Below are 13,032 nucleotides of genomic sequence, written 5' to 3' on the forward strand. Positions count from 1 at the left end.
GTCGGCTCCGCGCCCGCCGACACCGGCTACCGGCCGGTACGAAGGCGCGTAGGGAGAACTGTGCACGGCCGCGCCGGGTACGTCGAGAGGCAGTGCGCTGCCGAGGGCCGAGTCCGTCAGCCTCCGTGCCCGCCGTGGCCGGACGGGGCCCGGTGCGTGGACCCGTCCGCGGCTTCGGCGCAGGCCCGCAGGTCCGCCGGGAGGAGGTCCAGGACCCGGTCCCGCGAGGCCTCGGCGGGGCCCGGCTCCCGGGCGAGGCGGAACAGGCCGAGGTGCGCCTCGGCGGTCGCCCGCAGGCCGAGCAGGGCTTCGGCGGCCTCGACGCGCGCCGGCCTGGGAGCGGCCCCGTCGGCGAGCGCGTCCTTCAGGGCGCGCAGGGCGATGTGCCGCACCGGGCGGTAGCGCCCCAGTGTCCTGGCGGCCCGCACCCGGTACCCGGCCGCCGTGCCGTCGGTGTCCAGGACCCGTCGGCAGGCGGCCACCACCTCGTTGCCCACGTCCAGTCGCTCCCAGGCGGCCGCCACGGCGAGGTGCGCCTCCGGGTCCGTGGTGTCCGGGTGGGAGAGGGCGCGCAGAAGGGTCCGGCCCTCCTCCCCGAGGTCCTGGGCGAGGAGCGCGGCGGCCCGGGCCCTGGCGGACGGCGGCGCGGCCGGGTCGGCGGCCAGGGCGCGGGCGAGCGGGACGCGGCTGCGGGCGCCACTGGTGGGCAGCGACCCGAAGATGCGGACGCGCAGGTCCGGCGGGGTGGCGGGGTCGGCGGCGAGCGCGGACCAGCGTTCCGTCGGCGCGATGGTTCCGGTCTCCGCTGCGGCGATCCGTTCCGCCAGAGGGGCCCGGGCGTCCTCGGCCCAGGCGAGCAGGAGGGAGTCCGCGTCACCTTGTGATCGCTCGTGGTAGGCCAGCTGATACAGGTTCCGGAGACCGGTCACGGCCGACACGTCACGCTGTCGCAGCAGTTCGATCCACTGGGCCCGGGCCGTTCCTGGATCGATGCCGGCGACAACACCGGTCGGGATCTCGACACTGTCCACCCCGTGGCCGAAGTTCATGAACTCCCAGACTCCGGGCGCGGGGACGTAAGTGCTGAAGTGGGCCTCGTCGATCTGCCTCGCGAGGCGCAGCAGGGGATCGGTGCCCTGCTCGGCCATGAGCTGCCGCCACCGTGGGTAGGGGGTCCGGCCGGCGGACCGTGAGAGGGCCCGGTACCGGGTATCAGGGGCCACACCGGGGTCGTCCGCGAGCCGGGCGAGCGCGCGACGGGACACCGGGACCATCTCCGTGCCGTACCGGGAGTGGTGGCTGTCGATGTGTATCACTGCGGCTGCCGGGACGGTCTCGTCGTCGAGCAGCGCGTGAAGGCGGCCGCGGAGCGGGGCGTCCGGCAGACAGGCGTCGGCGAGTTCCAGAAGACGCCACAGATCCTCGTCCGGGATTCCCGGCTCGTCCAGCACCCGGTGAAGGGTCTCGGAGGCCGCACGGAGATCGATCTCCGCCAGGGAGGTCAGGGCGACGATGCGGTCGTCCATGCCGGACAGGACGTCGGCGGCCAGGGTGCGCAGCGCGCCTGCGGCACCGTCCCGACGGCCTGCGGCCAGGAGATCCTGCGCGGCCTCGTGGCGTACCGAGGCCGGCAGGGCGATGTCGGAGGCCATCGCGGCGCTGCTGTTCTCGTGTTCTTCCGTGCCCTTGTGCAGAAGCCTGAGGGCTGACCGGCGGTCGGCGGGTGTCACATCGGGGTCGGCGATCAGCACCGCCAGCGTGTCGCGCACCACCGCGGCGTCCTCCGTGTCGATCAGCTGTGCGGCACACTCGAGCCGGTCGCTCACGGGCAGGTCCGGCGCGGTCAACGCCGAGAGCGTCAGTTCTCTGTGTCGGGCAGTCCGTCCCAGTTCGCGCAACACGTCGTAGACGCTGAGGACGGCGGAGTCGTCCGACGCGGCTGAGAGCAACTCGTCGACGCAGGACTCCGCGGTGTCGGGCTGGTCGAGTTCCACCAGACGACGGACGGCGTCGGTGCGCGTGTACATGTCGAGCCTGCCGTCGCGGGCGGCCTTCGCCACGAGGAGAGGATCACCGCACAGCTTGAGGACGGGCCGGACGAGTCCGTCGGCCCCTGTCGGATCAACGAGCAGTTCAGCCAGTACCGACTGTGCGGCGGGGCCGGGAGGGGAGAGGTGCCCGAGTGCCCTGATGCGGAGGTGGAGGGGCGCGGACTGGTCGTCGGCCAGGCCCTCCAGCACATCGGGGGCCGCGGTCCGGAGCAGGGAACCGAGGGCGTAGCGAAGCTGGTGCGGACTCATGCGGTCACGCGCCGGGTTGGCCGCGAGCGCTTCGCCCAGGCTGGTCGCCGTGTCCTTCTCCGCTCTGAGACCGACCACCATCAGCCCCCCGACCAGGTCGGTTTCCCCGAGGTCCGGGGCCGTCCGCAGCACCTGGGCGAGCAGCCGCGTCCCTGCGACGGTGTCGATACGCAGAGCCGCCCCGGCAGCCGCGAGCCGGTCACCGGGCCACAGCAGGGGATCGACGGCCAGGGCGGTGAGCCGGGCGCACGCGGCGGACGTCTCTCCCGCCTCGGCCATGAGGCCGGCCGCGGTGACGCGCCGGCGGACGGGGAGATCCGGCTCCTGCGCCAGCTCGGCGGCCAGGGCGGCCGCCTGGCGGCCCTCGCGCCGCACGTAGCTCTCCAGGGCGGCGAAGCGCGGCGCGTGCGGGAGGGTCCGGTCACGGACGATGTCCCGCAGGTCCGGTTCGTGCAGGACCGCGTAGAGCCGGGCCAGCACAGTGCTGTCGTGGAGGTCGCCGCCGGCCCCGATCCCCCGCCCGTCCAGCTTGATCACGGCCCGGGCGAACCAGGTCATCAGCTCCCGGTCGGTGCTCGCCTCGTCGCTCAGGACGGTCGCGCACAGCAGCAACTCCCGCCAGCCGCCCGCCCGCACGGCGGTGCGCAGGAACTCGTCCAGCGGGTGGCCCTGGGCTCGCCAGGCCGCGGCCATGAACAGGATCACGTTCGGCCGTTCGGTGGCGATCGCCTCGCGCAGGGCGTTCAGTGCCGCCGGATCGCCCGGGCTCAGCCGTTCGGCGATGGCACGGCCCGCAAGGTACTCCTGGATCGTGTGGTGGAGGAAGGACAGACCGCCCGCCCGTTGCGTGATCAGTCCGGTGAAGGTGAGCGCGCGCAGCACGGCGTCCCGCTCGGGCGGCTCGTGGCGGCCGTCGGCGGCCAGCAGGTCGAGCACCTGGTCCAGGAGGGGACGGACGTCGCCGGCCTGACGCCGTTCGGCCACGGGACTCAGCACGTCGTGCACGCGGGACAGCAGCGCGGGGGTGATCCCGTTGCCGCCGGCTCCGTCGTGCGCGAGGTGCTGGGCGCCCTTCTGCCGCAGCAGCCTGATGAAACGTGCGTACAAGTCGGCGGGGTTGCGCGGCAGTTCGTCCGTGGCGGTGACGATGCAGATCATGGTGAGGTACAGCGGGTTCTTCGCGACCTCGCTGAGCCTGCCGTGGCGGAGATCGGCGATCAGCCATTCCGCTCGCCGTGGCGCGTCGGCGACTTCCAGCGCCTCGAACCAGGCCCGTGCGACCTCCTCGATCTCCTCGTCCCCGAAGTCGAGCAGGGCGTACCGGCGCAGCGCCTTGAGCTTGTGCATCTCCGAGGTGACCAGCGAACGGCTGGCCACCACGAACCGCATGTGCGGCTCGCGCGCCGCCCAGAGCTGTATCAGCTGGATGACCTTGTTCCGCCTGCCCGAGTCCAGCACCTCGTCCAGGCTGTCGACGCAGACCAGCCAGTCGACGCCGGGCAGGGGAGCCGAACCGAACAACGCGGCGGGCAGTGACCGGCGCAGGCCCGTGAGGTCCCGGCGTACCGCCTCGGCGAGCGCCTCCGGGAGGGGGCGGTCCCCGAGCTGGTCGGCAGCCACACGCACCGGTATGTAGGAAGGTGCTCCCGCCGGGTCCTCGATCCAGGCGTCGGCGGCCGTGTACGTCAGCCGGCGCAGCAGGCTCGATTTCCCCGCCCCGGCGCCACCGGTGAACAGCACATGCCGCTCGGTGCCGAGAACGCTCTCGGCGGCGGGCGGCCGCCGCTCGCCCGGCTGCCGGTCCGTCGCGTCCTCGACGTCGGCGGCGTCCTGCTGGACGTACACCGTGGACAGCGGAATGTCCCTGGTGTCGCTCAGCAGCATCGCGTAGGGGTGCTCGTCCGCTTCGGCCCGGGCCGCCTCCAGGTAGTCCAGGAGGTCGGGGCCCGGATGGCGGAAGCCGCCCGCGCGCAGCTGGGCGTCCGTCAGGGTCCGCAGCCAGGCGACGGGCGGCTCCGGCGCCGTACACCGCGCCAGGATCTCCGCGACGGGCACCAGATGGGTGCTGCCCGCCAGGTCGGAGCGGGCGAGCATGCCGCAGACCGCGCCGGTGCGCTCGTTGACCACGGGGCTGCCGCTGTAGCCCTCGCCGACCGGTGTGCCGTAGCCGCGCGGCATGGGCATCGGGTCGTCGAAGGTGAGCCGGGAATCGCCGAGGTACTCCAACACGGCCCACTGGCCCGGCCGGTAGTGCCCCTGCGGGTGACCGTGGGTCCGCATGCGGTCACCGGGGGACAGGGCCGGTGCCGTGAGCACCACGCCGGTGCGGGAGGCCGCCGGGTCGAACCGCAGGAACGCCAGGTCCAGTCCGTTGGCCGCCCTGTGCTGTTCGTCGTCCGACAGCGTGACCGCGAGGTCGAGCCCGGACCTGACGATCCGCGCCCGCACGCCTCGCGCGCCGGCCACGACATGGGCGCAGGTCACCACCAGCCCGGGGGCGATGACGAAGCCGGTCCCGAAGCCGTCGCCGTCCGGCAGGTCCAGCGCGACGGTCGCCGCCTCCAGGTGCTCTGTCCAGCCGTGCATCCCTCAGGCTCCCGGTACCTCCGGGGCGGTCCATTCCAGGGTGACCTTCCATGTGGACCGGGACGACGCCTTGCCCACCACGGCCAGGAACTGACCCGTGTCGAAGGAGACGTCGCAGCCGAACTCGACCGTCGCCCTGGACGCCCCGGTCTGCTGCAACCGGGTACCCATGGCGCGCGCGACCGCCGTCAGGCCGTCGAGTACGGGCTCCAGCCGGGGCCTGCGCCAGCCGATCTCCTGTTCCTCGCCGAGCGCCGGAGCCGCCTTGCCGCCCGGCCCGATCGCCAGCAGCACCTTCTGGCCGTCGATCTCGACCGGGACGACCGTCTCGTCGTCCGCGCCCCGTTCCTCGTCCACGCCCGCTCCCCTCTTCCCCGGCTTCCCGCCACGCCCGTCGCAGAGCCGGCCGGAGGGCTCATCCTAGGGCCTGAGATCCGTCAAGTCGCTTGCCCGGCAACCTGATCGGCCGGTCCGGTGCCCGTGCTGCCCCGCACCGTCAGACGCGGTGTCGGCACGCGTACCGCTCGTGCCGAGCCGCCGTCCAGCAGGGCCGTCAGTTCCCGTGCCGCCGTGCGGCCGAACTCGGCGCTGTCCCGGGACAGCGCGGACAGCCACGGCTTGACCATGCGGCACAGGGCGGAGTCCTCCCAGGAGACGACGGAGACGTCCTCCGGCACGCGGCGGCCCAGTTCGGCCGCCGCGGCGGCCCCGGCCACCGCCATCACGTCGTTGTCGTAGATCACGGCGGTCGGGGGAGCGGCGGCGCCCAGGACGCGGCGGGTGACCGCGGCGCCCTCGGCGTCCGAGTAGTCGGTGGTCACCGAGCGGACCTCGGCCAGCCCCCGCCGCCCGGCCTCGGCCGCCAGGGCCCGGATGCGGCGCTGGGTGTGCGCGAGGTCGGGCAGGCCGGCGATGTGCACGATCCGGCGGTGGCCGAGGGCGGTCAGCTCGTCCACGACCGAGGCCATCGCGCCCGCGTCGTCCGCCCAGACCGTGGACAGCCCGGGGTGGCGCTCGTCCGGTGCGCCACCGATCACCACGGCGGGCAGGCCGAGTTCGTCCAGCAGGTCCGGGCGCGGGTCGTCGGCGCGCGGGTCGACGACCAGCACGCCGTCCACCCGGTGCTCGGCCCACCAGCGCCGGTACACCGCGCACTCGTCGGCCACGTCCCGCGCCATCTGGAAGAGCAGGCCCAGGTGCCGCTCGGCCAGCACCTCCTGGATACCGGAGACGAGCTGGAGGAAGAAGGAGTCGACGCCCAGCGTCTGCGCGGGGCGGGCCAGCACGAAGCCGACCGTGGCGGCACCCTCCCCGGACAGGGCGCGGGCCGCCGTGCTGGGCCGCCAGCCCAGCTGATCGGCGACCCGGCGCACCCGGGCCCGGGTGGCCTCGGAGACACCGGGGCGGTCGTTCAGAGCGAAGGACACCGCGCTCTCGGAGACTCCGGCCCGCCGCGCGATGTCCTTCATCGTGGGACGGCGGGCGGGTGACCGTCTGGTCGGCACGCTTCTTCCCCCTTCCGGGAGGCTGCTCGCTAATGCGCTTGAGTGTCAAGACCCTAAAGCGCATTAGTACTTTGGGGCAACTACTCGGCCGGACCGCCCCCACCTGCACTAATGAAATTCCTCCCGCTTTAGCTCGGGCGAACTCATTGACTTTCCCGGAAGGCCGCGGGCAAGGTCCCTGGCGTCACCGACAGCCCGACACAGCAAGGGAGCCGTGTCCGTGCCCATGTCCCGCAGAGCCCTCGCCGCCGCCGTCGTCGCCCTCGTCCTGCCGCTGAGCGCCTGCGGCTCGGGCGGTGACGGCGGCGGCACGACCGACGCCTCCGGAAAGGTCGAGGGCGACATCACCTTCCAGACCTGGAACCTGCGCGCCAACTTCAAGTCGTACTTCGAGGGTCTGATCGCCGACTTCGAGGCGAAGTACCCCGGAACGCACGTGAAGTGGGTCGACCAGCCCGCCGAGGGCTACGCCGACAAACTCAGCGCGGAAGCCGGCGGCGGCACCCTGCCCGACGTCGTCAACGTCTCCCCGGACCTGGTCGCCCCGCTCGCCCAGGCCGGCCTCGCCCTCGACCTCGACAAGGCCGCCGCTTCCTACAGGTCCGAGTACCTGCCCGGTGCCTGGGCCGGACACCGGGTGCCGGGCATGAGCGGCACGTACGCCTTCCCCTGGTACCTGAACACCGGCCCGCTCTTCTACAACAAGGCCCTGTTCGAGAAGGCCGGACTCGACCCCGACCGGCCTCCGAGGACCTACGACGAACTCTTCGCCGACGCCCGGCGGATGGCCGAGAAGACCGGCGGCAAGGTCGCCACCCTCGCCAACGTCCCCACCATCGAGGACTTCGGCCGCTACGGCGTCCCGCTCATGAACGCGCAGGGCACGGCCTTCGCCTTCAACGACGCCAAGGGCGTCGAACTCCTCACCAGGTACAAGCAGTTGTACGACGCCAAGGCCCTCGACCCGCAGGCGCTGACCGCCACCGGGGAGTCCGCCGGGAAGAAGTTCCTCACCGGTGCCGTCGCCATGAACCCCGGCAGCGCCCTGGACCTCGGCAACTTCAGGAAGAACGCGCCGAGCCTGTACGAGAACATCGGCATCACCGACCAGATCACCAGCACCGGGCACGTCAACATGTACGTGATGGGCGTCATGGTCAACTCCCGCACCAGGCACACCCCGGCCGCCGTCGCCTTCGCCCACTTCGTCACCGACGCGCGCAATCAGATGTCCTTCGCCAAGAAGGTCGCCATCTTCCCGAGCACCGCCGGCTCCCTCGACGACCCGTACTTCACCAAGGAGGACGGCACCGACGAGACCCGGGTGCGGATCGCCGCGGCCAAGTCGCTGAAGAACGCCGTCAACTACACACCCGTGCTGTTCAGCGAGCAGATGAAGACCGCCCTGCGCAACGAGGTCGCCAAGGCGCTCCAGGGCAAGGAGAGCCCCGGGGAAGCCCTCGACAACGCTGTCAAGGCCGCCGACCGGCTGCTCCAGCAGAGCTGACCCGCCATGGCCACGCCCCTGCGCATCAGGCGCCAGCTCCCCTCCAGCCCCTGGCTGTTCGCCGCCCCCGGACTGCTGATCACCGGCGCGTTCGTGCTCTACCCCTTCGTCTCCACCCTGGCGAACTCCTTCACCGACCGCCGCACCCTGGTCCCCGGCCGCTTCGTGGGCCTCGCCAACTTCCGCGAGATGGTCCACGACGAGATGTTCTGGACCGGCCTGCGCAACAGTGCCCTGTACATCCTGGGTGTCGTCCCCGCGCTGGTCGTGCTGCCGCTGCTGCTCGCCCTGCTGGTGCGGAAGAACATCCCGGGGATCACCTTCTTCCGCTCCGCCTTCTACACCCCGGTCGTCGCCTCGATCGTCGTGGTCGGACTGATCTGGGTGTGGCTGCTGGACGAGCGCGGCCTGGTCAACTCGCTGCTGGAGGCCGTGGGGATCGGCCGGATCGGGTTCCTCAGCGACCAGTGGCTGCTGCTGCTCAGCGCCATGGCGGTCACGGTGTGGAAGGGCCTCGGCTACTACATGATCATCTACCTGGCCGCCCTCGCCGACGTCCCGCGCGAACTGCACGAGGCCGCGGCCGTGGACGGCGCCGGACCGGTGCGCCGCTTCGTCTCCGTCACCGTGCCCGCCGTGCGGTCCACGATGGTCCTGGTCGCCGCGCTCTCCTCCGTCGCCGCCTTCAAGGTGTTCTCCGAGGTGTACCTGATGGCGGGCCCCGGCGGCGGACCGGCCGGCGAGGACACGACCCTCGTCATGCTCGTGCAGCGCACCGGCACCGGACTGACCGGCCGGGTCGGCTACGCCTCCGCCCTCTCCGTCGTCGTCTTCGTCGTCACGGTCGCCCTGATGCTGCTCGTCCTGCGCGCCGACCGGACGGAGGAGTCATGAGCGTCCCGCAGAAGGTACGGCCCCGTCGGCCGGACACCGCGGCACCGGAGCCGCGCGTCACCGACGAGCACGGCCGCCGCGTCCGGGCCGGCGAACTGGTCTGGCGCTACCTGCTGCTCACCGCCGTCCTCGCCCTGACCGTCGGCCCGTTCCTGTGGCAGCTGTCCACCTCCCTCAAGGGACCCACCGAGGACATCTACGGCTCGCCGCCCGTGTTCCTGCCCAGCCACCCCACCCTGCACAACTACGCACGGGTCGCCGACACCATCCCGGTCTGGGACTACGCCCTGAACTCCCTGAAGGTCGCCACCGCCGGCGTCGTGACCAACTGCGTCGGTTCGGCCCTCGCCGGATACGCCCTGGCCCGGCTGCGCTACCGCGGCCGGCGCGTGACCACGGTCGTCTTCGTCCTGGCGATGCTCGTCCCCGTGGAGGGCATCGTCATCGCCCAGTTCACCACCATGCGCGAACTGGGCCTGAACAACACGCTGACCGGGGTGGTCCTGCCCGGTGCCGTCGGCGCGATGAACGTGCTGCTGATGCGCAACGCCTTCCGCAACCTGCCCTACGAGATCGAGGAGGCGGCCTACGTCGACGGCGCCAACGTGTGGCAGCGGTTCCTGCGCGTCGCGCTGCCGTCGGTCAAGGGCACCCTCGCCGTCGTGGCGATCTTCGCCTTCATGGGGGCCTGGGACGACTTCCTGTGGCCGCTGATCGTCCTCAGCGACCCGTCCCGGTTCACCCTGACCATCGGCCTCAACTACCTGCACGGCACCTTCGCCAACGACGAACGCCTCGTCGCCGCCGGCACCGTGATCGCCGTCGCGCCGCTCATCGTCCTCTTCGCCTGCCTCCAGCGGTACTTCTTCCGCGGGGTCGGCGAAGGCGCGGTCAAGGGCTGAACGACGTCAACCCCCGAGGACAGCAAGGACACCCATGTCTCCTGCCGTGCGCTTCGGCGTCAACTACACGCCCAGCGAGGGCTGGTTCCACCACTGGCTCGACTTCGACCTCGACTCCGTGCGCGCCGACCTGGACTCGATCGCCGCGCTCGGCCTGGACCACATCCGGGTCTTCCCGCTGTGGCCGTACTTCCAGCCCAACCGCACCCTGATCCGGCCGCGTGCCCTGGACCAGCTCGTGGCCCTGGCCGACGCCGCCGCCGAGCGCGGCCTGGACGTCAACGTGGACGGGCTGCAGGGCCACTTGAGCAGCTTCGACTTCCTGCCCGCCTGGACCCGCACCTGGCACCGCCGCAACCTCTTCACCGACCCGGACGTGACCGACGGCCAGGCCGCCTACCTGCGGACCCTCGCCGCCGCCCTCGCCGGCCGCCCCAACTTCATCGGCATGACCGTCGGCAACGAGGTCAACCAGTTCGCCGCCGGCCCCCACCCCGACCCCGACCGGATCACCACCGAGGAGGCCGAACGCTGGCTCACCCGGATGCTGGCCGCCTGTGCCGAGGGAGCGCCGGGCCGCCTCCATCTGCACGCCTCCTACGACGCCGCCTGGTACCAGGACGACCAGCCCTTCACCCCCGGCCACTCGGCCCGGCTCGGCGCCGTCACCGCCGTGCACTCCTGGGTGTTCAACGGCACCGCCCAGCGCCACGGCCGCACCTCCGTCCCGGCCGAGCACCACGCCGAGTACCTGGTCGAGCTGAGCAAGGCATGGGCCGACGCGCCGCACCGGCCGGTGTGGCTCCAGGAGGTCGGCGCCCCCGCACCCCTGGTACCCGCCGAGCACGCCGCCGCCTTCGCCGAGGCGACGGTCGAGAACGTCCTGGACTGCCCCGACCTGTGGGGCGTCACCTGGTGGTGCTCCCACGACGTCTCGCGCACCCTCGGCGACTTCCCCGAACTGGAGTACTCCCTCGGCCTGTTGACCGGGGAACGGCGGCCGAAGGACATCGCCCGGGCTCTCTCCGGCGCGACTCGCCGGCCCCGCCGCACCCCGCCGGTGCGCGGCACGGCCCTCGTCGTGCCCGCGGACCCGGCCCACCGCTCCCGCTGCGCCCCCGGCGGAGAGGTCTTCGACACCTTCTTCCGGCTCGTCGCCGACGGCGCCCGCCCCACCACCGTGCTCGACACGCGCGCCGACGACAAGGAGCACCTCGCCGCGCGCGGCATCACCGACGTCGTCACTCCCGACCAGGTACTCCCCACCCCCCAAGGAGGCACCCGCTCGTGAACCCCACCAGACGCACCGTGCTGATCGCCGCCACCGCCACGGCGACCGCCGGCCTGGCCCCCTCGCCGCCGTCGGCGGCGGCCTCGCGGGCCGCCGCGGCGACCCCGCCGTACGCCTCGTACTGGTACCCGGACTCGCTTCCCGCCGGCAGCCCCGGCCCCGGCATCACCTGGCGCGCCCTGAAGAACTGGCGCGCGGCCGACGATCCCGACCTCGCCTGCAACGCCGCCTCCGTACCGCTGGCCTCCCGTTTCACCCCCACCCCGGCGAACCCCACCGCCCGCTCCGGGCAGGCCCGCATCCAGGCGCTCGTCTCCTTCGGACCGACGTCGGCCAACCCCTCCCAGGGCTCGGCCACCGCCGACTACTACGCCCTCACCCACTGGGCGTACCTCGACGAGCTGGTGTTCTGGGGCGGCTCGGCCGGCGAGGGCCTGATCCTCGCGCCCAACGCGCCCGTGGTGGACGCCGCCCACCGGCACGGTGTCCCCGTCCTCGGGAACGTCTTCCTGCCCCCGGTGGCATACGGCGGGCAGCTGCAGTGGACCCGGGACCTGGTGCAGAAGGACGCCACCGGGCACTACCCGCTCGCGGCCCGACTCGTCGCGGTGGCGGCGGCGTACGGCTTCGACGGCTGGTTCGTGAACGCCGAGACGGGCGGCGGGAACACCGCGCTCGGCACGGCCGTGCTGGGCTTCATGAAGGAGCTGAAGGCGCTCGCGGCGGCCAGGGGACAGCGGGTCACCTGGTACGACGCGATGACCGTGAACGGCACCGTCAGCTGGCAAGGGGCCCTGAACAGCCAGAACCAGCCGTTCTTCCAGGCCGCCGACGACATGTTCGTGGACTTCCGGTGGAGCGCCGCTACGCTCGCCTCGTCCGGCACGAAGGCGCAGCAACTGGGCCGCGGGCGCTACGAGCTGTGGGCCGGCGTCGACGTCGAGTCCAACGGCTCCGGTTCCTCCGTGGACTGGGACGCGATCGTGCCGGCCGGGAAGCCGCACGTCACCTCGGTCGGCCTCTACCGGCCCGAGTGGACCCGCAACCACCTGCCCCCCGACCGGCGTGCGCCCGGGGACTTCCACGCGGCGGACGACCGGTTCTGGACCGGGCGGTCACTGGACCCGTCGCGGCCCGACGCGAGCGATCCGTGGCGGGCGCCGGCGGTCTTCGTGGCGGACCGGTCGACGGTGACCTCGGTGCCGTTCGCGAGCGTGTTCAACACGGGACACGGGCTGCGGTGGTACGAGGAGGGGGCCGTCACCTCGGACGTGCCCTGGAACCACCTCGGGCTCCAGGACCGGCTGCCGTCGCGGCGGTGGGTGGTCCGCACGGCGGGGGAGCGGCCGGCGGTCTCGCTCGACTTCGCCGATGCCTGGCGGGGCGGGAGCAGTGTGCTGGTGGCGGGTGAACTGGATCAACCGGCGGTGCTGGATCTGTACGCGACCCGGCTGCCGATCGGTGTGAACACGGTTGTCGACCTGGCATGCCGGAGCGAGCCCGGGGATGTGAACGTCGAGCTGGCCGTGGCGACGGCCGAACCCGGTACGGCGGGGGCCGCACCGCCGTACACGTATCTCAGCGCCACCGCGGGTGTCCGTGTGAACTCGGTCAACGGCTGGCAGCGCGTGACCGTTCCGCTCACAGGGCTGTCCGGCACCGTCCACGCCCTCGGTGTCCGGCTCACCGCCACCGCGGGCCCGGTGCGCTGGCGGCTGGGCGGCCTCGCCGTCCGTCCCGCCGGCACCCCGACCGCCCCCGCCGCACCCTCCGGCGCCCGCGTCACCGCCGCGAACGGCGGCGACCTCCGCCTCGCCTGGAACGCCGCCCCCGGCACCGTGCGCCACTACACCCTCCACCGCCTCCTCCCCGACGGCACCCGCCGCTTCCTCGGCGCCACCGGCCAGCGCTCCTACCACCTCGCCGGCCTGCGCCCCGAGCCGGGAGAGAGCGCGGCACGGTTCGAACTGCGCGCCGTGGGGGAGCTCTACAACGCCTCGACTCCCGTGACCGTCACCCACCCCTGGTAATCACCCGGAACCCCGCA

General features: G+C 72.6%; 8 protein-coding genes. 5 read left to right on the forward strand and 3 right to left on the reverse strand.

Going from position 1 to position 13,032, the window contains the following annotated elements:
- Positions 1–116: 116 nt before the first annotated feature.
- The 3 genes from AB0B40_RS30030 to AB0B40_RS30040 all read right to left on the reverse strand — a co-directional run bounded on the left by AB0B40_RS30030 (position 117) and on the right by AB0B40_RS30040 (position 6,391).
- Entirely contained in the window at positions 117–4,886 is a 4,770-nt protein-coding gene (locus AB0B40_RS30030; RefSeq protein ID WP_362266634.1) for a trypsin-like peptidase domain-containing protein, read from the reverse strand.
- Positions 4,887–4,889: 3 nt separating this feature from the next.
- Positions 4,890–5,243, reverse strand: a complete 354-nt coding sequence (locus AB0B40_RS30035; RefSeq protein WP_345057208.1) for a CU044_2847 family protein — start codon at positions 5,241–5,243, stop codon at positions 4,890–4,892.
- An 80-nt stretch (positions 5,244–5,323) separates the two neighbouring features.
- Positions 5,324–6,391 carry a LacI family DNA-binding transcriptional regulator gene (locus AB0B40_RS30040; protein WP_362266638.1) on the reverse strand — a complete coding sequence of 356 codons (1,068 nt, stop codon included), beginning with the start codon at positions 6,389–6,391 and terminating at the stop codon, positions 5,324–5,326.
- A 220-nt stretch (positions 6,392–6,611) separates the two neighbouring features.
- On the opposite strand from AB0B40_RS30040, the gene AB0B40_RS30045 reads away from it, so the two are divergent.
- Genes AB0B40_RS30045 through AB0B40_RS30065 form a run of 5 tightly spaced genes read left to right on the forward strand, consistent with a single transcriptional unit; the run spans position 6,612 to position 13,015 of the window.
- Positions 6,612–7,898, forward strand: coding sequence for a sugar ABC transporter substrate-binding protein (locus AB0B40_RS30045; protein ID WP_362266674.1), 1,287 nt, complete (start codon positions 6,612–6,614; stop codon positions 7,896–7,898).
- A 6-nt stretch (positions 7,899–7,904) separates the two neighbouring features.
- A complete protein-coding gene (locus tag AB0B40_RS30050; RefSeq protein WP_362266641.1) occupies positions 7,905–8,792 on the forward strand; it encodes a sugar ABC transporter permease in 888 nt (295 codons plus the stop codon).
- Complete coding sequence (locus tag AB0B40_RS30055) at positions 8,789–9,694, forward strand: carbohydrate ABC transporter permease (protein ID WP_362266644.1); 906 nt, start codon at positions 8,789–8,791, stop codon at positions 9,692–9,694. The genes AB0B40_RS30050 and AB0B40_RS30055 overlap by 4 nt, the downstream gene beginning before the upstream one ends.
- Before the next feature lie 34 nt (positions 9,695–9,728).
- Positions 9,729–10,985 carry a glycosyl hydrolase gene (locus tag AB0B40_RS30060; RefSeq protein WP_345057202.1) on the forward strand — a complete coding sequence of 419 codons (1,257 nt, stop codon included), beginning with the start codon at positions 9,729–9,731 and terminating at the stop codon, positions 10,983–10,985.
- Complete coding sequence (locus tag AB0B40_RS30065; protein ID WP_362266646.1) at positions 10,982–13,015, forward strand: endo-beta-N-acetylglucosaminidase; 2,034 nt, start codon at positions 10,982–10,984, stop codon at positions 13,013–13,015. The genes AB0B40_RS30060 and AB0B40_RS30065 overlap by 4 nt, the downstream gene beginning before the upstream one ends.
- Positions 13,016–13,032: the final 17 nt, after the last annotated feature.

It is taken from the genome of Streptomyces sp. NPDC042638, assembly GCF_040647235.1.
GTDB classification, from domain to species: Bacteria; Actinomycetota; Actinomycetes; order Streptomycetales; family Streptomycetaceae; genus Streptomyces; species Streptomyces rameus.